Genomic DNA, 19575 nt, shown 5'->3' on the forward strand with positions numbered 1-19575 from the left:
TTTAGTCTTTCAGGAGCAAGGCGTGCCAACTCTTTCGCGTCTATTCGTTCATCCCGTTAAATCGATGCGTGGTATTGGCCTGACGCATGCATTAGCAGATATCAGCGGTCTCGCCTTTGACCGTATTTTTATGCTCACCGATACTGACGGCACCTTTATTACCGCGCGTCAGTATCCGCAACTGGTGCGTTTTTCCCCCTCCCTGCTGGCTGATGGCCTGCATCTGACCGCGCCCGATGGCAGTAGCGCGGTGGTGCGTTTTGCCGATTTCGCGCCTCAGAGCGCGCCAACGGAAGTGTGGGGGAACCACTTTACCGCGCAGGTTGCGCCTGAAACTATCAATAACTGGCTGAGCGGTTTTTTTCCCCACACGGTGCAGCTGCACTGGGTCGGGCCAACGCCTACCCGCCGCGTAAAACGCTTTGAAGCGGTGCCGCTTGGCTTTGCCGATGGTTTTCCCTACCTGTTAACCAACGAAGCGTCGCTGCGCGATTTGCAACATCGCTGCCCGGCGAGCGTAAAAATGGAGCAGTTCCGACCAAACCTGGTGGTAACGGGCGCGCAGGCATGGGAAGAAGACGGCTGGAAAACGATACGTATCGGCGAGGTGGTTTTTGACGTGGTAAAACCCTGCAGCCGCTGCATTTTCACGACGATTAGCCCTGAGCGCGGGCAAAAACATCCCGCCGGAGAGCCGCTGGCGACGCTGCAACGCTTTCGTACCGCGCAGGATAATGGCGACGTTGATTTCGGCCAGAACCTGATCCCGCGCAATAGCGGCCTGGTGCGCATGGGTGATGAGGTCGTTGTTCTGGCCACTAAACCGGCAAAAATATACGGTGCAGGCGCACAGGAAGAAACGCTGACGCCGGTGGTTGAAGCAGAAGGTACGGTTAATATCACCTGGCAGGAGCAGACTTTCTCCGGCAATAATCAGCAGGTGCTGCTGGAGCAGCTGGAAGGTCAGGGTATTCGCGTACCGTATTCGTGCCGCGCCGGGATTTGCGGCTGTTGTCGAATACGTTTGCTGGACGGGGAAGTCAGCGCGCTGAAAGCGTCGGCAATTGGGGCTGATGGAACCATACTCAGCTGTAGCTGCATTCCGAAAACCGCCCTTCGGCTGGATGTTTAAACCGCCTGTTCAAACGGGAGGCTGGCGGCTCGCTGGTGCGATCGCAGCCGATCGTTCATGATTTTAATCGCATCACCAAGTTGCATGGTGCGCCCGGCAATCACCACGCCGGGCTGCGCCAGCAGGCACAGTGCGGCATTGTCGCCCGGTTCAACCACCAGCAAATTTACGCACTCCTGCGTATCGCTCAGCCAGACACAGGCCGCCTCACCGGATGAGGGCGCCCAGTTCTCACCGTGCGACAGAAAGTGCCAGCTTTTTGGCATTTGTGGTTTCAAAAAACGGATCGCCACCAGCGCATTAAGCACCAGTTCAGCACGCTGCTCATTAGATAATTCTAATTCGCGACATTTCTCATCGAAGGAGAAAAAGAGCGCGGCATCATCAACACAAAAACCCGACGGGGCAAAGGCATCGGGCGTCAACATTTTACGGGCAAACCGGGAGCGAAATAACATGCCATTGGCTAAATCGAGCATCATACGATCATGCTCGCTATCAAAATACCAGCGCCAATTATCGTCAGGTTTAATTCGCATTTTCTCTCCGCTCCCCTTAGACATCCCGTTACTTTTTCACCCTGTTTGCCGCCTTGTTTATTATTAAGACCATAATGTTTAAATTAGCAACACTGGCAGAATATAAAACAACCAGAGCCGGAAATAAAGCTCTGGTTGTCCTGGAAAGGGAAAAAGATTAGATATTACGGACGATTTCTTTAATCAGCGGCGGGCCTTTAAAAATAAAACCTGAATATATTTGCACCAGCGTAGCCCCTGCCGCCAGCTTTTCGCGCGCGGCGATAACCGAATCTATACCGCCTACGCCAATAATCGGCAAACGGCCATTTAATTCCTGCGACAAGCGACGAATAATTTCGGTACTCTTTAATTGCAGCGGACGGCCACTTAAGCCACCGGTTTCGTCGCAATGTTTCATTCCCTGCACCAGCGATCGTTCCAGCGTCGTATTTGTGGCAATAACACCATCAATATTGTGCCGCACTAAACTGTCGGCAACCTGGATCAATTCTTCAGTAGAAAGATCCGGGGCGATCTTTACCGCCACGGGAACATATTTATGGTGGATATTTTGCAACTCGCTTTGCTTATTTTTAATTGCCGTCAGCAAATCATCCAGCGCCTCGCCATATTGCAGCGTGCGTAAACCTGGGGTATTCGGCGAGGAAATATTGATCGCAATATAACCCGCGTAAGCATAGATTTTCTCCATACAAATCAGATAGTCGTCTTTGCCTTGTTCCACGGGCGTGTCTTTATTTTTGCCAATATTAATACCCAGCACGCCATCGAAATGGGCTTTTTTGACATTCTCGACCAAATTATCCACGCCGAGATTATTAAACCCCATTCGGTTGATCAATCCTTCGGCTTCCACCAGACGGAAGATCCGCGGTTTATCGTTGCCCGGCTGCGGGCGCGGTGTGACGGTACCAATTTCGATCGCGCCAAAACCCATCGCGCCAAGCGCATCAATACACTCGCCGTTTTTATCAAGCCCGGCCGCCAGACCCAGCGGGTTTTTAAAGGTCAGTCCCATGCACTGCACCGGCTTTTCCGGCACACGCTGGCGGACAAGCGCTTCGAGCGGCGTTCCGGTAATGCGGCGTAATTGCTGAAATGTTAATTCATGAGCGCGCTCTGGATCGAGCTGGAAAAGGGCTTTACGAACGAAGGGGTAGTACATGAACTCTCCTGGATTCCCGGTGTGCAAACCGGGGGCGTATTATCGGTGAAAGCCCGGCGAAAGGGAATTGACCTGTGGCAAAAAAAGCGAAATCGACGCAAACGTTTACCCTGTTTCTTTTTCCCTTATGCAAATTTCAGCATTTTTTCCTCATATAAATCATTTAGTGGAATAAACGACCTCTGTCACACTGCCTGAAAATGTTATATGGATTAACAAAAAGCAAACCAATTGTTATAAGAGGTTGATATGCGTGTAATAACTCTGGCAGGAAGCCCGCGCTTTCCATCACGTTCCAGCGCATTACTTGCCTATGCCCGGGAACGCCTGAGCGCGCTGAATATCGAAGTGTACCACTGGCATTTACACAATTTTGAGCCACAGGATCTGCTCTATGCCCGCTTTGATAGCCCGGCGTTGCAAACCTTTATCGAACAGCTCAAAACGGCAGAAGGGATAGTCGTTGCCACACCGGTGTATAAAGCCTCTTTTTCCGGCGCGCTAAAAACGGTGCTCGACCTGCTGCCGGAACGTGCCCTTGAAGGCAAAGTGGTGCTCCCCGTCGCTACCGGCGGCACCATCGCCCATATGCTGGCGGTGGATTACGCCCTGAAACCGGTACTCAGCGCATTAAAAGCGCAGGAGATCCTGCACGGGGTCTTTGCCGATGATAGCCAGATCCTGGATTACCAGCACAAGCCCGTGCTCACGCCCAACCTGCAAAACCGTCTCGACAGCGCGCTGGAAACCTTCTGGCAGGCGCTGCATCGCTGTGATGTACCGGCACCTGATTTTCACCGCGCACAGGGGATAGCCCATGTTTAAACTGCTCAAACATCTGACCCTCGGCGGGCTACTGACGCTCTCTGCCTGGTCTCATGCCGCCGCTCCCGATGCATTGCGTATCGGTTATCAAAAAGGCAGCGTCAGTATGGTGCTGGCAAAAAGTCATCAACTGCTGGAAAAGCGCTATCCGCAGACAAAAATTTCGTGGATTGAATTTCCCGCCGGGCCACAAATGCTTGAAGCGCTGAATATCGGCAGTATCGATTTGGGCAGTACCGGGGATATCCCCCCGATTTTTGCCCAGGCTGCAGGTGCCGATTTGTTGTATGTCGGCGTCGAACCGGCAAAACCAAAGGCGGAAGTCATCCTGGTAGCCGAAAACAGCCCTATCAAAACCGTGGCGCAATTAAAAGGTCACAAAGTTGCGCTCCAGAAAGGCTCCAGCTCGCACAATCTGCTGCTGCGCGCCTTGCAGGAAGCCGGGCTGAAATTTAGCGATATCCAGCCGGTGTTCCTGACCCCGGCGGATGCCCGCGCCGCGTTCCAGCAAGAGAATGTCGATGCCTGGGCGATTTGGGACCCCTATTATTCCGCAGCCTTATTACAGGGCGGCGTGCGGGTGCTAAAAGATGGCACCACGCTAAAACAGACCGGCTCTTTCTACCTGGCGGCCCGCCCTTATGCCGAAAAGTACGGCGCCTTTATTCAGGGCGTGCTGGATACGTTTAGCGAGGCCGATGCGTTAACCATCAGCCACCGTGATGAGAGCGTGGCCCTGCTGGCAAAAACCATGGGACTGCCGCAGCCGGTGATTGCGACCTATTTCGATCACCGCCCCCCTACCCGAATTGCCCCGGTTAATGAGGCAACCGCCGCGTTGCAACAAAACACTGCCGACCTTTTCTACGCCAATCATCTGGTACCGAAAAAAGTGGATATCCGTACCCGAATCTGGCAACCAACCCCACAAGGAGAGAAATCATGAGTCTGAATCTGTTCTGGTTTTTACCGACCCACGGCGATGGACACTATCTGGGTACCGAGATTGGTTCACGCCCGGTGGACAGCAGCTACCTTCAGCAGATTGCCCAGGCGGCGGATCGCATCGGTTTCAGCGGCGTGCTGATCCCGACCGGGCGATCCTGCGAAGATGCCTGGCTGGTTGCCGCCTCGCTTATCCCGGTCACTCAGCGGTTGCGTTTTCTGGTCGCGCTGCGCCCGAGCGTTACCTCGCCCACGGTGGCGGCACGCCAGGCCGCAACGCTCGACCGGCTGTCTAATGGCCGCGCATTGTTTAACCTGGTGACCGGCAGCGATCCGCAGGAATTAGCAGGCGATGGGGTGTTTCTTGACCATACCCAGCGTTATGAAGCCTCGGCGGAGTTCACCCACGTCTGGCGACGCCTGCTTTCAGGCGATACCGTGGATTTTAACGGTAAGTATGTCCATGTCCGCGGTGCGAAAATCTTTTTCCCGCCGGTGCAGCAGCCTCACCCGCCGCTCTACTTTGGCGGTTCGTCTGATATCGCCCAGGATCTGGCGGCAGAACAGGTTGATCTCTATCTCACCTGGGGCGAACCCCCGGAGCAGGTGAAAGAGAAGATTGAGCAAGTGCGCGCCAAAGCGGCGGCACGAGGGCGTAAGGTACGCTTTGGTATCCGTCTGCATGTGATTGTGCGCGAAACCACGGCAGAAGCCTGGCAAGCCGCGAACGACCTTATTTCACATCTGGATGATGAGACCATCGCCCGCGCGCAGGCGGCATTTTCCCGGCAGGATTCGGTTGGGCAACAGCGGATGGCTGCCCTGCACCAGGGTAAACGCGACAACCTTGAGATAAGCCCTAACCTGTGGGCAGGCGTCGGGCTGGTGCGCGGTGGCGCAGGGACAGCGCTGGTTGGCGATGGCCCGACCGTGGCGGCGCGTATTAATGAATATGCCGCGCTGGGTATCGACAGCTTTGTGCTTTCCGGTTACCCGCACCTGGAAGAGGCGTATCGCGTGGGCGAACTGCTGTTCCCGCATCTTGACGTCGCTATCCCACAGATCCCACAACCCCGGCCTTTGCAGCTCCAGGGCGAGACGGTGGCGAATGACTTTATCCCTCATCAAGTGCGCAAAGCCGGGGTGTAACATGGCTCAGAACAAATGGTTGCTGCGCGCCGCGCCCTGGCTATTGCCGGTCGGGATTGTGCTGGTCTGGCAACTTGCCTCCTCTACCGGCTGGCTCTCGACACGCATTCTGCCCTCGCCGGAAGGGGTGCTGGAAGCCTTCTGGTCGCTTAGCGTCAGCGGCGAGTTGTGGACGCATCTGACCATCAGTAGTTGGCGGGCCGTAACAGGTTTCGCCATTGGCGGAACCCTGGGTCTGACGCTGGGGCTGATTAGCGGGCTGTCGCGCTGGGGCGAGCGCCTGCTGGATACCTCAATTCAGATGTTGCGTAACGTGCCCCATCTGGCACTGATCCCGCTGGTGATTTTGTGGTTTGGGATTGATGAGAGCGCGAAAATTTTCCTCGTCGCGCTCGGCACGTTATTCCCCATCTATATCAATACCTGGCACGGCATCCGTAATATCGACCGCGGCTTGCTGGAGATGGCGCGCAGTTACGGCTTGTCGGGGATTGGGCTGTTTATCCACGTTATTCTTCCCGGCGCGCTGCCTTCGATTATGGTTGGCGTGCGCTTTGCGCTCGGCCTGATGTGGCTGACGCTGATTGTAGCGGAAACCATCTCGGCAAACGCAGGCATTGGCTACCTGGCGATGAATGCGCGGGAGTTCCTGCAAACCGATGTGGTGGTGGTGGCGATTATTCTCTACGCCCTGCTTGGCAAGCTCGCCGATATCAGCGCTCAGCTGCTTGAGCGCCTTTGGCTACGCTGGCACCCCGCGTATCTGCAAAAGGAGGCAAACGTATGAACACGGCGCGGCTTACTCAAGGCATCCCGCTGTTACTTAACGGCGTGAGCAAACACTACGCCAGCAACCCGGTTCTTAACGCGCTCGATTTACATATCGCCGCCGGGCAATTTGTCGCTATTGTCGGGCGCAGCGGCGGCGGTAAAAGCACCCTGCTACGTCTGCTGGCCGGGCTGGAAAGACCAAGCGCCGGAGAACTGCTGGCCGGTAGCACGCCGCTTGCGACAATTCAAAGTGACACGCGGATGATGTTCCAGGACGCACGCTTACTGCCCTGGAAATCCGTTATTGATAATGTCGGGCTGGGGCTAAAAGGAAACTGGCGCGATGCCGCGCAAAACGCGTTGCATTCGGTCGGGCTGGAACAGCGCGCTGGCGAGTGGCCCGCAGCGCTTTCCGGTGGGCAAAAACAGCGCGTCGCGCTGGCTCGTGCGCTGGTGCATCAGCCAGGTTTATTGCTGCTGGATGAACCCCTGGGCGCGCTGGATGCGTTAACCCGCCTTGAGATGCAGGCGATGATCGTTTCGTTATGGCAGGCACATGGCTTTACGGTCGTGCTGGTGACGCATGATGTGAGCGAAGCGGTGGCAATGGCCGATCGCGTGTTGCTTATAGAGGAAGGAAAAATTGGCCTCGATTTGGCCATCGATCTGCCCCGCCCGCGCCGCGTGGGTTCGGTGAAGCTGGCAGAACTGGAAGAACAGGTGCTCAACCGGGTGATGCTGCGTGGCGAGTCGGAAAGCCTTCCCTTCGCCAGAGCACGCCACGCGTAACTAACGGGCGCATAACGCGCCCGTTTCCTGCGTTTAGGCCAGCGCCTTGCTGATTTTCTCGTACAGGTCGCTGGAAAGATTTTCCAGATTTTTCAACTGCTCCAGCGCTGCACGCATCAGCGCCTGGCGTTTTTCGTCGTAGCGCTTCAGGCGGATCAGCGGTTCAACTAACCGCGATGCCACCTGCGGATTACGGCGGTTCAGATCGGTCAGGATCTCAACGAGGAACGCATAACCGCTGCCATCCGCTGCATGGAACGCCGCCGGATTGCTGCCGGCAAACGCGCCAATCAGCGCACGGATACGGTTTGGGTTGCTCATCGAGAACGAACGGTGGTGCATCAACTGACGAACCGTCTCCAGCACATTGCTCGCCGGGCTGGTCGCCTGCAGCATAAACCATTTGTCCATTACCAGACCGTTCTCATGCCACTTGTCGTCGTACTCCTGCATCAGCTGCTCGCGGCAAGGTAGCTGCGCGGCCACCGCTGCCGACAGCGCCGCCAGCGCATCGGTCATATTGTCCGCCGTGTGGTATTGCTCGCTCACCAGTTTATCCGCCGCGTCAACATCGCCAAAGGCCAGATAGTGCAGGCAGATATTGCGCAGCGCGCGTTTACCGATATCCGCGTGTTCCACCCGATAAGACGGTAGAGTATTGGCGTGATAAATCGCCAGCAGCTCATCAGCCAGCTCTGCGGCAAGCGTGCGGGTCAGCGCATCGCGCACCGCCGCAATGGCAAGTGGATCGATAATATCAAACAGTTCCGCGATTTCGCCGGAGGATGGCAGCGTCAGGATCTCTGCCGCCAGCGCCGGATCAATCTGCTCATCAAGCAAAATGGCGCGGAACGCATCGGCGACATGCAGCGGCAGGGAGAGCGCCTGGCCCTGCTGATGGCGGGCAACGTTCAGTTTTATATGCGTCGCCAGCAGGCTTTGCGCCGCATCCCAGCGGGAAAAATCATTTCTGGCATGGCGCATCAGGAACGTCAGCTGTTGATCGCTCCAGTTGTATTCCAGTTTCACCGGCGCGGAGAACTCCCGCAGCAGCGATGGCACAGGCTGGAAGTAGACATTATCGAAAACAAACGTCTGCTCTGCCTGGGTCACATTCAGCACGTTATGCACCGGGTGGCCGCCTTTTTGCAGCGGGATCACCTTGCCTTCGTTATCATACAGCTCGATATCGAACGGAATATGCAGCGGGAACTTCTCCTGCTGCTCAGCCGTTGGCGGAGTGCGCTGGCTGATGGTCAACGTATACTGTTCGGTATTCGGGTTGTAATCGTCCTGCACGGTAACAATTGGCGTGCCCGCCTGGCTGTACCAGCGGCGGAAATGGGACAAATCGATATTGGACGCATCTTCCATCGCCTGCACAAAGTCATCGCAGGTCGCCGCGCTGCCGTCGTGGCGCTCAAAGTAGAGCTGCATTCCTTTCTGGAAATTCGCCTCGCCCAGCAATGTGTGCAGCATCCGGATCACTTCCGCACCTTTCTCATACACCGTCAGGGTGTAAAAGTTATTCATTTCGATAACTTTGTCCGGGCGAATCGGGTGCGCCATCGGGCTTGCGTCTTCCGCAAACTGCAAACCACGCATGATACGCACGTTGTGGATGCGGTTTACCGCGCGCGAACCGAGATCGGAGCTGAACTCCTGATCGCGGAACACCGTCAGCCCCTCTTTCAGGCTAAGCTGGAACCAGTCGCGGCAGGTCACACGATTACCGGTCCAGTTATGGAAATACTCGTGACCAATCACGCGCTCAATATCCAGGTAATCCTTATCGGTCGCGGTATCGGTGCGGGCAAGAACATATTTCGAGTTGAAGATATTCAACCCTTTGTTCTCCATCGCGCCCATATTAAAGAAGTCAACGGCGACAACCATATAGATGTCGAGATCGTATTCCAGGCCAAAGCGCTCTTCGTCCCACTTCATGGAATTCTTCAGCGAGGTCATGGCCCACGGCGCGCGATCAAGGTTGCCGCGATCGACATACAGCTCCAGCGCCACCTCACGCCCGGAACGGGTCGTGAACGTATCGCGCAGCACATCAAAGTCGCCCGCGACCAGCGCAAACAGGTAGCAAGGTTTCGGGAACGGGTCCTGCCATTGTACCCAGTGGCGGCCATTGTCCAGCTCGCCCTGCGCGATACGGTTACCGTTAGAAAGCAGGAACGGGTAGCGCTGTTTGTCGGCTATCAGTTTGGTGGTAAAACGCGCCAGCACATCCGGGCGGTCGAGATACCAGGTAATATAACGGAAGCCTTCTGCTTCACACTGGGTGCACAGCCCTTCGCCGGACTGATACAACCCTTGCAGCGCGGTGTTGGCCGCCGGGCTGACTTCATTGACGATGCGCAGGGTAAAACGCTCCGGTAAGCCGTCGATAATCAGCTGCTGGTCTTCTAATTTATAGTTCGTCCAGGGCGTATCGTTAACATGCAGGGAAATCAGCGTCAGCTCGCCGCCATCCAGGCGCAGCGGCACGGCAGACGCGCTATGGCGCGACACGGTGCTGACTGCGGTGACAACGGTTTTTTCCGCGTCCAGGTCGAAGGTCAAGTCAATATCGCTAATCTGGTAATCCGGCGCACGGTAATCGTGGCGGTATTTGGCTTGTGGCTGTTGTGTCATAAAAAACCTTTCGCATCTTCAGGATGGTTACGACTCCAGTCTATTCCGGTTGCGGAAATCGCGCCATGCAGAATGTTTATCTTTTCAGAGGGAAAAGCTCTGATTGCTACATTATCTTAACAAAGAGGCACAAATCGCTATCGACCCACTTGTAACGATATGTTGTGATCAGGGTTCAATAACCTGGTAAACAAGGTATACTCCAGCCATTACCTGCTTTGTTTATTGTACTAAACGCTCCTGTAAGAGGATGCTACTGCGCGCCATGACACAACTCGCTTTCCCTGGTCTGCAAACGCTGCTGGATACTGACGCATACAAACTGCATATGCAGCAAGCGGTGTTCCATCATTATTATGATGTCCACGTTACGGCCGAATTCCGCTGCCGCGGCGACGATCTGCTGGGTATTTATGCCGATGCTATCCGTGAGCACGTTGATGCAATGCAGCATTTACGGCTCCAGGATGATGAGTACCAGTGGTTGTCCGGCCTGCCTTTTTTCAAAACTGATTATCTCAACTGGCTGCGCGAGTTCCGCTACGATCCTCAGCAAGTGGTTATCACCAACGATAACGGCAAACTTGATATTCGCCTTTCCGGCCCATGGCGCGAAGTGATTATGTGGGAAGTGCCGCTGCTGGCCGTTATCAGTGAAGTGGTGCACCACTACCGCTCACCGCAGGCAGGCGTGCAGCAGGCTCTGCTTCATCTGGAAGATAAACTGGCAGATTTCGCTGCCCGCACCGCTTCGCTTGATATGTCCGGTTTCCGCCTGATGGATTTCGGCACCCGCCGCCGTTTCTCCCGCGATGTGCAGCAGGCTATTGTTGAACGCCTGCAGCAGGAGCCGTGGTTCGTGGGCACCAGTAACTACGATCTGGCGCGCCGCCTGTCGCTTACCCCAATGGGTACCCAGGCGCACGAATGGTTCCAGGCACACCAGCAGATAAGCCCAAGCCTCGCCACCAGCCAGCGCGCCGCACTTGCCGCATGGCTTGAGGAGTATCCTGACCAGCTGGGTATCGCCCTGACCGACTGCATCACCATGGATGCTTTCTTGCGCGATTTTGGCGAAGAGTTCGCCACCCGTTACCAGGGGTTACGTCACGACTCCGGCGATCCGGTGGAATGGGGCGAAAAAGCCATAGCGCATTATGAAAAACTCGGCATTGATCCGTTATCAAAAACGCTTGTGTTCTCCGATAACCTTGATCTGAATAAAGCGCTGGATCTCTACTGCCACTTCGCAACACGCGTCAAACTCGGCTTTGGTATTGGTACGCGCCTGACCTGCGATATTCCTCATGTTAAGCCGCTCAATATTGTCATCAAGCTTGTTGAGTGTAACGGCAAACCGGTGGCGAAATTATCCGACAGCCCCGGAAAAACGATTTGTCACGACAAAGCGTTTGTGCGCGCGCTACGCAAAGCGTTCGACCTGCCGCAGATAAAAAAAGCCAGTTAATTGCAGGGGAGCCATAGCGCTCCCCTTTTTTTCCCGACTTTTATTAATCGTTCCTGCGAATTCTGCTTGTCTGATGGCGTACGCCAGGTAACATAGATATCCCCCCTTCCCGGGTGGACAAGTGATTATTTTTTCCGACTTATTAACAGAGAGAATATTATGAGCGTTGTGCCTGTAGCCGACGTATTCCATGGCCGCGTAGACGTCGATAGCGAAGTCACCGTACGCGGATGGGTGCGCACCCGCCGAGATTCTAAAGCTGGTATCTCCTTCCTCGCCGTTTATGACGGTTCCTGCTTTAATCCAGTACAGGCCGTTATTAATAATTCTCTGCCCAATTACACGACTGAAGTGCTGCGCCTGACCACCGGCTGCTCGGTTATTGTAACCGGTAAAGTCGTGGCCTCCCCCGGCGAAGGCCAGAGCCTGGAAATTCAGGCAACGCATGTTGAAGTCACCGGCTGGGTTGAAGATCCGGATACCTACCCGATGGCGGCAAAACGCCACAGCATAGAGTACCTGCGCGAAGTGGCGCACCTGCGTCCGCGCACGAACCTTATCGGTGCCGTTGCCCGTGTTCGCCATACGCTGGCGCAGGCCTTGCACCGCTATTTTGACGAGCAGGGCTTTTTCTGGGTCTCCACGCCGCTTATCACCGCGTCTGATACCGAAGGCGCAGGTGAGATGTTCCGCGTGTCCACGCTGGATATGGAAAACCTGCCGCGCACGCCGGAAGGCAAAGTGGATTATGACAAAGACTTTTTCGGCAAAGAGTCGTTTTTGACCGTCTCCGGCCAGCTTAACGGCGAAACCTATGCCTGTGCGCTGTCAAAAATTTACACCTTCGGTCCGACCTTCCGTGCGGAAAACTCCAATACCAGCCGCCATCTGGCTGAGTTCTGGATGCTGGAGCCGGAAGTCGCGTTCGCCAATCTTGACGATGTCGCGGGGCTGGCGGAAGGCATGCTGAAATACGCTTTCCAGGCCGTGCTTAATGAGCGTATGGATGATATGCAGTTCTTTGCTGAGCGTGTCGATAAAGACGCGATTGGCCGCCTGGAGCGTTTTGTGGCCGCCGACTTTGCGCAGGTGGATTACACCGAGGCCGTTGCCATCCTTGAGAAGTGTGGCGAGAAGTTCGAAAACCCGGTGTACTGGGGCGTTGATCTGGCCTCCGAGCATGAACGCTATCTCGCGGAGAAACATTTTAAAGCGCCAGTGGTAGTTAAAAACTACCCGAAAGATATCAAAGCGTTCTATATGCGCCTTAATGAAGACGGTAAAACCGTGGCGGCAATGGACGTTCTTGCGCCGGGGATCGGTGAAATCATCGGTGGTTCGCAGCGTGAAGAGCGCCTTGATGTGCTGGACGCCCGTATGGCGGAGATGGGCCTGAATAAAGAAGACTACTGGTGGTATCGCGATCTGCGCCGTTATGGCACCGTACCGCACTCCGGTTTTGGTCTTGGCTTCGAGCGCCTGATTGCCTATGTCACCGGCGTGCAAAACGTGCGTGATGTTATCCCTTTCCCGCGCACACCGCGCAACGCAACGTTCTGATTATTTTCCGAATGTTCCTCAGGGCCAGCCATCGCGCTGGCCTTTTTCTTATGCGTCAATAAAAGTTAACACTCCTCTTTCATTTCCAGCCTTCGCACAACGTTCTTTACGTTTCTTCGCATTTTTTTGCGCCTGTAACACTCTTACACCAAAAATAGGCACAACGTTATTGCGCATTAGATATTTCTTACCCATAGCACTTTTGGCTAAAATATATACAGCTATCCGGACGGCTAAACGACATCATAAGGAAAAACAAGATGCGAATGATTCTTAAATAAGAAAAGGCTTTAGATAAATTAAATATAAGTAATTCATATAAATAGGAAAGGTTCTGTCGTTTTTCTCCACACTCGGCGTTGAAATTTGAGATGGTTCACAAAGTTCCCTAAAATTCATAAATATTTACACAATATTTCTTTTTGTTACTCCTTTAAGACATTTGTAGCACTTTCCGGCTAGCGAAACGCGAATATGAATGGAAAGATGCCTCTCAGACACAGAAAGACACCAAACTCTCATCAATAGTTTCGTAAAGATATATTGACGAAATTTATTGACGGCAGTGGCAGGTGTCCATAAAAACCAATGAGGGTAATAAATAATGATGAAGCGCAATATCCTGGCAGTGGTTATCCCTGCCCTGCTGGCAGCCAGTGCGGCAAACGCGGCTGAAATTTATAACAAAGATGGCAACAAAGTTGACCTGTACGGGAAAGCGGTAGGTCGTCACGTCTGGACGACTAACGGCAACAGCTCTAACAGTGATTCGTCTTATGCTCAGATTGGTTTTAAAGGCGAAACGCAGATCAACAGCGATCTGACCGGTTTCGGCCAGTGGGAATACCGTACCATGGCTAACCGCGCTGAAGGCGAACAGCAGAACGGCAACACCCGTCTGGCTTTCGCTGGTCTGAAAATCGCTGATGCAGGCTCCATTGATTACGGTCGTAACTACGGCGTAATTTATGATGTTGAGTCCTATACCGATATGGCGCCGTACTTCTCCGGCGAAACCTGGGGTGGTGCTTACACCGATAACTTTATGACCAGCCGTGCGGGTGGCCTGCTGACCTACCGCAACTCAGACTTCTTCGGTCTGGTTGATGGGTTATCTTTTGCCATTCAGTATCAGGGTAAAAATGAATCCAACCACAGCATCATCGCACAGAACGGCGATGGCGTGGGTTACTCAGTCGATTATCAGTTTGCTGAAGGCTTCGGCGTAACCGCTGCTTACGGCAACTCTGATCGTACTAACGATCAAGAATTACTTGACGGTAACGGCAAGCGTGCGGAAGTTTGGGCTGTAGGCGCTAAATATGATGCGAACAACATCTACCTGGCCACGGTATATTCCGAAACGCGCAACATGACCATTGTTGACAGCGAGACAACAGGTACTGAATTCGCAAACAAGACTCAGAACTTCGAAGCGGTTGCTCAGTATCAGTTCGACTTCGGTCTGCGCCCGGCAATCTCTTATGTTCAGAGCAAGGGTAAAAAACTCAACGGTGCTGATAGCTCCGCTGACCTGGCGAAATATATCCAGGCTGGCGTAACCTACTACTTCAACAAAAACATGAACGTATGGGCTGACTACCGTTTCAACCTGCTGGATGACAACGACTACAGCGCAAGCACCTACGGCATCGGTGCTGATGACCAGGCGGCTGTAGGTCTGACCTACCAGTTCTAATCAGTCCCCCTCGACTGTTATATGCATATCAAACAGGGCTACGGCCCTGTTTTTTTATATGCGGCAAACATATCGCGGTGAGATTTGAGAAGCCTCGCGCTTTTTATCGCAAACGGTTGGCAATTCCTGCGACAGCCGTTAACCTGATAGCGGACTTCTCTTCTGTCACCAAAATGGAACCTCGTCATGTTTGAGAATATTACCGCTGCCCCTGCCGACCCTATTCTGGGCCTGGCCGATCTGTTTCGCGCCGATGAACGCCCGACAAAAATTAACCTCGGTATCGGTGTGTATAAAGATGAAACCGGTAAAACGCCGGTGCTCACCAGCGTAAAAAAAGCCGAACAATATTTGCTGGAAAACGAAACCACCAAAAACTACCTCGGCATTGACGGTATCCCCGAGTTCGCCCGCTGTACGCAGGAGCTGCTTTTCGGCAAAGGCAGTGCGATTATCAGCGACAAACGTGCTCGTACAGCGCAAACGCCTGGCGGCACCGGTGGCCTGCGCGTTGCGGCGGATTTCCTTGCTAAAAACACCAACGTTAAACGCGTTTGGGTCAGCAACCCGAGCTGGCCGAACCATAAAGGCGTGTTCAACTCCGCCGGTCTGGAAGTCTGTGAATACACCTATTACGACGCCGTAAACCATGCGCTGGATTTCGACGGTATGCTCTCAAGCCTGAGCAATGCGCAAGCGGGCGATGTGGTGCTGTTCCACGGCTGCTGCCATAACCCGACCGGTATCGATCCGACGCTGGAACAGTGGGAAACGCTGGCAAAACTGTCGTTAGAGAAAGGCTGGCTGCCGCTGTTTGACTTCGCCTATCAGGGCTTCGCGCGCGGTCTGGAAGAGGATGCTGAAGGTCTGCGTGCATTTGCCGCCGTCCATCAGGAACTGCTGGTTGCCAGCTCCTACTCAAAAAACTTCGGCCTTTATAATGAGCGCGTCGGTGCCTGCACGCTGGTCGCGGCTGATGCACAGACCGTCGATCGCGCATTCAGCCAGATGAAAGCCGTTATCCGCGCCAACTACTCTAACCCACCGGCTCACGGTGCTTCTGTGGTGGCGACCATTCTCAGCAATGAGACGCTGCGCGCTATCTGGGAACAGGAGCTGACCGATATGCGCCAGCGCATTCAGCGTATGCGCTTGCTGTTTGTGAACACGTTGCAGGAAAAAGGCGCCGCCGGCGATTTCAGCTTTATCACTCGCCAGAACGGTATGTTTTCGTTTAGCGGTTTGACCAAAGAGCAGGTGTTGCGCCTGCGCGAAGAGTTTGGCGTTTACGCCGTCGCGTCCGGGCGCATCAACGTTGCGGGTATGACGCCGGACAATATGTCGCCGCTGTGTGAAGCGATCGTCGCCGTGCTGTAAGCAGCCGCCAAAGCAAAAGGGTCGCCAGAGCGACCCTTTTTTGTTTACCTGCCGTATCAGTCCTGCAGGAACGGATTGTGCAGGCGTTCGTTGCCCAGCGTCGACATCGGGCCGTGGCCTGGAATAAAAGTCACGTCGTCGCCCAGCGGCAGCAGTTTATGCTTGATGGAATCAATCAGCTGCGTATGGCTGCCCTGCGGGAAGTCACTGCGCCCGACGCCGCCTTTAAACACCACGTCGCCGGAGATAAGCAGCCGGGACTGCGCGTCAAAGAACACCACATGCCCCGGCGTATGCCCCGGGCAGTGAAGCACCTGCAGGCTCACCTTCCCGACCGTCACGCTGTCGCCCTCATTCAGCCAGCGATCCGGCGTAAGCGGCTGGCAATCATCCAGCCCAAACATGCGGCTCTGTGCAGGCAGACCTTGCAGCCAGAACTCATCTTCTTTTTCCGGGCCGATAATCGGCACACCGTAGTGTTGCGCCAGCTCAGCAGCCGCGCCGACATGATCCAGGTGGCCGTGAGTGAGCAGAATTTGTGTCAGCGTCACGCCAGCAGCATCAACTTCCTCAATGATGCGCCCGGCATCGCCACCCGGATCGACCACCGCCGCGAGCTGGGTCTGCTCGCACCAGATCAATGAACAATTCTGCGAGAAAGCGGTAACCGGAATAATACGATAGTTCATACTGCTCCTGTAATTCAGTCCTGGGTTTTACCAGTGCCGTATTGGCCCGGTATCAATATGCACAAAGTTGCTTCTGGGGTAATATCCTACACCACCAGCGCGCAGAGATAACGCCGCTTTGCGAATATTGCTCAGGGTAATCCCTTCAATGTGAAAATCCATCGCCTGACCTTTGGTGTGATAACTTTTCTTCGCCACGCCGCGACTGTGGGCGCGAAGTTCATTATTGGTATCAAGACAGCGATAGCCGGAGATTAATTGCACGGGTTTACGGGTACCCAGTAATCCTTGCAAGCGAAAGAGTTGGTCAAAAAGTAAAGGATCGATAGCTTTGATTTTATTCGCGCGATAATCACGGAAAAAGTGATTAAGTTTTGCTAATTCTTCCTGAATATAGCCCTTGCCGTCGAAAAACTCAGCTTTAATAGACTCTCCTGTATGAAGGTTATTAAGGGTTAAAATACGCGGGCGTGGAGTAGCCAGGGTTGCAAATGCGGAAGTCGGGAGAAAGGCGGCACCGAGAGCGACCCCACCCAACGCCAGCAATTTGCGGCGATTAGCGTTAAATTTATCCATGATAATATCTACGGTAAATCAAAAAGTGAACGTTATTTATGCACTTTTTAGCGCACGTCAGGCACATTACCGGGCATGAAAGCTCACGTCAAGACGCCTGAACCCAGCAAATTCAGGCCCCGTAGCGCAAAGGGCCTGTTTTCGCCTGTTGTTGAGACAATATATTTTCTCAAACTGTTTAATTTACCGGATTAATTGCTCTACTTTTGGCAAAATTTGTGCGCCAGATCGCGCGGTGAGATCATAATTGTAAATATCTGTGCGGTATTGCGTACGACCATCTTCCCCGACAAAAGCGGTCAGGTAATAAAGATTAACCGGAATATTTTGCCGGATATTCACATAGCGCGTTTCGCCCTGCTTTAACGCATCGGAAATACGCGTATCGTTCCAGCCCGCATCCTGTAACAACATATTTGCCAGCTCTGACGCTTTATTTACCCGCACGCAGCCGGAACTTAACGCCCGCGCCTCTTTCTGAAACAGGTTGTGATTAGGAGTATCGTGCAAATAAATTGCGTCTGAACTCGGCATATTAAATTTGTAGCGGCCCAGGGAGTTGGTCGCACCCGGCGCCTGCTGGAAACGGAACGGCAGATTCGACGGCGTTATGGTTGCCCAGTCTACATTCCAGGGATTGATAGCTTCTTTACTGTTCCAGCCGCGCAGCACCGTGTAACCGTGGCGTTCAAGATAGCCCGGATCGTTCCACACTTTGGGCAAAATATCCTGGCGCGCCAGCGTCGGCGGCACATTCCACGGCGGGTTAACCACCACGTTATTCAGCGCGCTGCTCATCATCGGCGTTTTACGATCCGGTCGACCCACAATCACTTTTGATGCCAGCACCTGATTACCGTTGAGGTAATACACCAGCGAATATTCCGGGATGTTGACCATAATCCCGGTCGATAGTTTGCCCGGCAACAAGCGCAGACGCTGAATATTAAGCGCCAGCAGCCCGGCACGTTGCGCAGGCGTCACATTCAGCCATTCGCGTGTCGCTTTACCGATAACACCATCCGCATGCAATCCTTGCCAGGCCTGGAAGCGTTTCACCGCGTCGACCAGGGTTCTGTCATACGGCTCGCGGCGGGCCTCTTTTTGCGGCTGCGCTGACGGGCTGACGGCGACCGTCTCGCCAGGCAAGGCGATTGCAGGCTCAGCGTCAAGCATCCCGGTGCGTTGCAAAACTTCACGCAGCGCAGGAATGTCCCTGCTCCACTGGCCCGGGCGCAAAGAGGCCGTGCTGGTCAGCTGCGGCCAGGGGCGCGTATCCGTCACCAGCGCCAGCAACGAGGCGTGCATGGCGGCGTATTGTGGGTGCTGTGGGGCCAGCGAGCGGATAAATACCGGCAGATCGCCTTTATCAAGCGCCAGCTGCCACTGGTTAATCACAGAAATCGCGGGCGTTGCCAGCTTGTACGGTTTGTCGCTGTAGAGCCAGCGCTGCCCTTTCGTCTGAATCGAGGCCACAAAGTGCAGGTAGCCGAGCATCGCGTCAGAGAGCACAACATCGCGTGCCATCCCGGAAACGCCCGGATCGGTTAATAGCTCAACCCAGGTGGTAAATTGCGGCTGGAATCCGGCGATGGCAACTTCCGCCAGCTGCTGCTGAAAAGCCTGCACTGCATCGCGGTTGTCCCACATGGGCTTCTCGTCGCGGGCAGCATACAGCGCGGCAAGCTGATTCATATAGACCGGCGTATAATTCGCGGGTAGCTGCGCCTGCAACCGGGCGCGAACATCCGCCACGGAAACACCGTCCGGGAATGGCGTAACGCCTGCCATCATGGCAGTCGACGGCGACTGCTCCAGCGGCTGCGGCAGTTGCGCCGGCTGCTCACCCGTGGTCGCTGAGCTATCTACCGGTATCATTTCAGGCTCGTCGGCCTGGACACTGAACAGTGGAGCGAATGCAAATGCCAGGCATAAACTTAGCGCCGACATTCGACGACCATACAACTTCTGCAACATCCCTTGCCCCTTGTTTCTAATACATTCTCGTGACGAAAAAGTCACAATTCATTAATCAGTATATAGAGAGAAAGATACCTTTGCCTTGCCTAAGGTAAAGAAGTTTAAAGATTTTACACCGTCTGGCAATGCTTCTCTATGACTAGTCCTGATATAGGTTGACACTCTTCCGCCTGTAAAACGCCTGATGAACATCATCAGGCGTTTTGTATTTCAGGGCCAGATGTGGCCGTTCATGGTTATAAATTGCCACAGATTCTTTTAC

Annotated in this window: 16 protein-coding genes; 10 read left to right on the forward strand and 6 right to left on the reverse strand. The window is 54.3% G+C overall.

Annotated elements, in window-relative coordinates; translation table 11 throughout:
• Positions 1-22: 22 nt before the first annotated feature.
• A complete protein-coding gene (locus ACTU3N_RS15795) occupies positions 23-1132 on the forward strand; it encodes a YcbX family protein (protein ID WP_443087069.1) in 1110 nt (369 codons plus the stop codon).
• On the opposite strand, the gene zapC is transcribed toward ACTU3N_RS15795, so the two are convergent.
• Both zapC and pyrD read right to left on the reverse strand, forming a co-directional pair.
• Positions 1129-1671 carry a cell division protein ZapC gene (zapC, locus tag ACTU3N_RS15800; RefSeq protein ID WP_443087070.1) on the reverse strand — a complete coding sequence of 181 codons (543 nt, stop codon included), beginning with the start codon at positions 1669-1671 and terminating at the stop codon, positions 1129-1131. The two genes, ACTU3N_RS15795 and zapC, sit on opposite strands and share 4 nt — an antisense overlap.
• 157 nt (positions 1672-1828) lie before the next feature.
• Positions 1829-2839 (reverse strand): quinone-dependent dihydroorotate dehydrogenase, encoded by a 1011-nt coding sequence (pyrD, locus tag ACTU3N_RS15805; protein ID WP_443087071.1) that lies wholly within the window; start codon positions 2837-2839, stop codon positions 1829-1831.
• A 249-nt stretch (positions 2840-3088) separates the two neighbouring features.
• Here pyrD and ssuE point away from each other — a divergent pair, with 249 nt between their 5' ends.
• From ssuE to ssuB, 5 genes are read left to right on the forward strand one after another with little or no spacing between them, the layout of a single operon-like run.
• On the forward strand, positions 3089-3664 hold the full coding sequence (ssuE, locus tag ACTU3N_RS15810; protein ID WP_443087072.1) for an NADPH-dependent FMN reductase: 576 nt from the start codon (positions 3089-3091) through the stop codon (positions 3662-3664).
• Entirely contained in the window at positions 3657-4610 is a 954-nt protein-coding gene (locus ACTU3N_RS15815; protein ID WP_443087073.1) for a sulfonate ABC transporter substrate-binding protein, read from the forward strand. The genes ssuE and ACTU3N_RS15815 overlap by 8 nt, the downstream gene beginning before the upstream one ends.
• Complete coding sequence (gene ssuD, locus ACTU3N_RS15820) at positions 4607-5758, forward strand: FMNH2-dependent alkanesulfonate monooxygenase (protein ID WP_443087074.1); 1152 nt, start codon at positions 4607-4609, stop codon at positions 5756-5758. The genes ACTU3N_RS15815 and ssuD overlap by 4 nt, the downstream gene beginning before the upstream one ends.
• Before the next feature lies 1 nt (position 5759).
• Positions 5760-6545, forward strand: coding sequence for an aliphatic sulfonate ABC transporter permease SsuC (gene ssuC / locus ACTU3N_RS15825; RefSeq protein WP_443087075.1), 786 nt, complete (start codon positions 5760-5762; stop codon positions 6543-6545).
• Positions 6542-7318, forward strand: coding sequence for an aliphatic sulfonates ABC transporter ATP-binding protein (ssuB, locus tag ACTU3N_RS15830; RefSeq protein WP_443087076.1), 777 nt, complete (start codon positions 6542-6544; stop codon positions 7316-7318). The genes ssuC and ssuB overlap by 4 nt, the downstream gene beginning before the upstream one ends.
• A gap of 33 nt (positions 7319-7351) precedes the next feature.
• Here the strand turns inward: ssuB and pepN are convergent, their stop codons facing one another.
• Complete coding sequence (gene pepN / locus ACTU3N_RS15835) at positions 7352-9964, reverse strand: aminopeptidase N (RefSeq protein WP_443087077.1); 2613 nt, start codon at positions 9962-9964, stop codon at positions 7352-7354.
• Between the two features lie 265 nt (positions 9965-10229).
• On the opposite strand from pepN, the gene pncB reads away from it, so the two are divergent.
• The 4 genes from pncB to ACTU3N_RS15855 all read left to right on the forward strand — a co-directional run bounded on the left by pncB (position 10230) and on the right by ACTU3N_RS15855 (position 16068).
• Positions 10230-11432, forward strand: a complete 1203-nt coding sequence (gene pncB, locus ACTU3N_RS15840) for a nicotinate phosphoribosyltransferase (protein ID WP_443087078.1) — start codon at positions 10230-10232, stop codon at positions 11430-11432.
• Positions 11433-11591: 159 nt separating this feature from the next.
• The gene (gene asnS, locus ACTU3N_RS15845) at positions 11592-12992 is read left to right on the forward strand and encodes an asparagine--tRNA ligase (protein ID WP_443087079.1); all 1401 of its coding nucleotides are present in this window, start codon (positions 11592-11594) and stop codon (positions 12990-12992) included.
• Positions 12993-13596: 604 nt separating this feature from the next.
• Positions 13597-14691 carry a porin OmpF gene (gene ompF, locus ACTU3N_RS15850; protein ID WP_443087080.1) on the forward strand — a complete coding sequence of 365 codons (1095 nt, stop codon included), beginning with the start codon at positions 13597-13599 and terminating at the stop codon, positions 14689-14691.
• Positions 14692-14877: 186 nt separating this feature from the next.
• The gene (locus ACTU3N_RS15855; protein WP_443087081.1) at positions 14878-16068 is read left to right on the forward strand and encodes an amino acid aminotransferase; all 1191 of its coding nucleotides are present in this window, start codon (positions 14878-14880) and stop codon (positions 16066-16068) included.
• A 56-nt stretch (positions 16069-16124) separates the two neighbouring features.
• Here ACTU3N_RS15855 and ACTU3N_RS15860 read toward each other — a convergent pair whose 3' ends face one another.
• From ACTU3N_RS15860 to ldtD, 3 genes are all read right to left on the reverse strand, one after another.
• On the reverse strand, positions 16125-16757 hold the full coding sequence (locus tag ACTU3N_RS15860; protein WP_443087082.1) for an MBL fold metallo-hydrolase: 633 nt from the start codon (positions 16755-16757) through the stop codon (positions 16125-16127).
• 27 nt (positions 16758-16784) lie between these two features.
• Positions 16785-17333 carry a DUF882 domain-containing protein gene (locus ACTU3N_RS15865; protein WP_443087083.1) on the reverse strand — a complete coding sequence of 183 codons (549 nt, stop codon included), beginning with the start codon at positions 17331-17333 and terminating at the stop codon, positions 16785-16787.
• 183 nt (positions 17334-17516) lie between these two features.
• Positions 17517-19310: a L,D-transpeptidase gene (ldtD, locus tag ACTU3N_RS15870; protein WP_443087084.1), complete on the reverse strand. Its 1794-nt coding sequence runs from the start codon at positions 19308-19310 to the stop codon at positions 17517-17519.
• Positions 19311-19575 lie beyond the last annotated feature (265 nt).

This window comes from Vagococcus sp. WN89Y (genome assembly GCF_052220145.1).
GTDB lineage: Bacteria > Pseudomonadota > Gammaproteobacteria > Enterobacterales > Enterobacteriaceae > Kosakonia.

Bases quoted from the DNA above. Each gene is read 5' to 3' on its own strand.
- zapC (WP_443087070.1), bottom strand. From the start codon at position 1,671: ATGCGAATTAAACCTGACGATAATTGGCGCTGGTATTTTGATAGCGAG.
- pyrD (WP_443087071.1), bottom strand. From the start codon at position 2,839: ATGTACTACCCCTTCGTTCGTAAAGCCCTTTTCCAGCTCGATCCAGAG.
- ssuE (WP_443087072.1), top strand. From the start codon at position 3,089: ATGCGTGTAATAACTCTGGCAGGAAGCCCGCGCTTTCCATCACGTTCC.
- ACTU3N_RS15815 (WP_443087073.1), top strand. From the start codon at position 3,657: ATGTTTAAACTGCTCAAACATCTGACCCTCGGCGGGCTACTGACGCTC.
- ssuD (WP_443087074.1), top strand. From the start codon at position 4,607: ATGAGTCTGAATCTGTTCTGGTTTTTACCGACCCACGGCGATGGACAC.
- ssuC (WP_443087075.1), top strand. From the start codon at position 5,760: ATGGCTCAGAACAAATGGTTGCTGCGCGCCGCGCCCTGGCTATTGCCG.
- ssuB (WP_443087076.1), top strand. From the start codon at position 6,542: ATGAACACGGCGCGGCTTACTCAAGGCATCCCGCTGTTACTTAACGGC.
- pepN (WP_443087077.1), bottom strand. From the start codon at position 9,964: ATGACACAACAGCCACAAGCCAAATACCGCCACGATTACCGTGCGCCG.
- pncB (WP_443087078.1), top strand. From the start codon at position 10,230: ATGACACAACTCGCTTTCCCTGGTCTGCAAACGCTGCTGGATACTGAC.
- asnS (WP_443087079.1), top strand. From the start codon at position 11,592: ATGAGCGTTGTGCCTGTAGCCGACGTATTCCATGGCCGCGTAGACGTC.
- ompF (WP_443087080.1), top strand. From the start codon at position 13,597: ATGATGAAGCGCAATATCCTGGCAGTGGTTATCCCTGCCCTGCTGGCA.
- ACTU3N_RS15855 (WP_443087081.1), top strand. From the start codon at position 14,878: ATGTTTGAGAATATTACCGCTGCCCCTGCCGACCCTATTCTGGGCCTG.
- ACTU3N_RS15860 (WP_443087082.1), bottom strand. From the start codon at position 16,757: ATGAACTATCGTATTATTCCGGTTACCGCTTTCTCGCAGAATTGTTCA.
- ACTU3N_RS15865 (WP_443087083.1), bottom strand. From the start codon at position 17,333: ATGGATAAATTTAACGCTAATCGCCGCAAATTGCTGGCGTTGGGTGGG.
- ldtD (WP_443087084.1), bottom strand. From the start codon at position 19,310: ATGTTGCAGAAGTTGTATGGTCGTCGAATGTCGGCGCTAAGTTTATGC.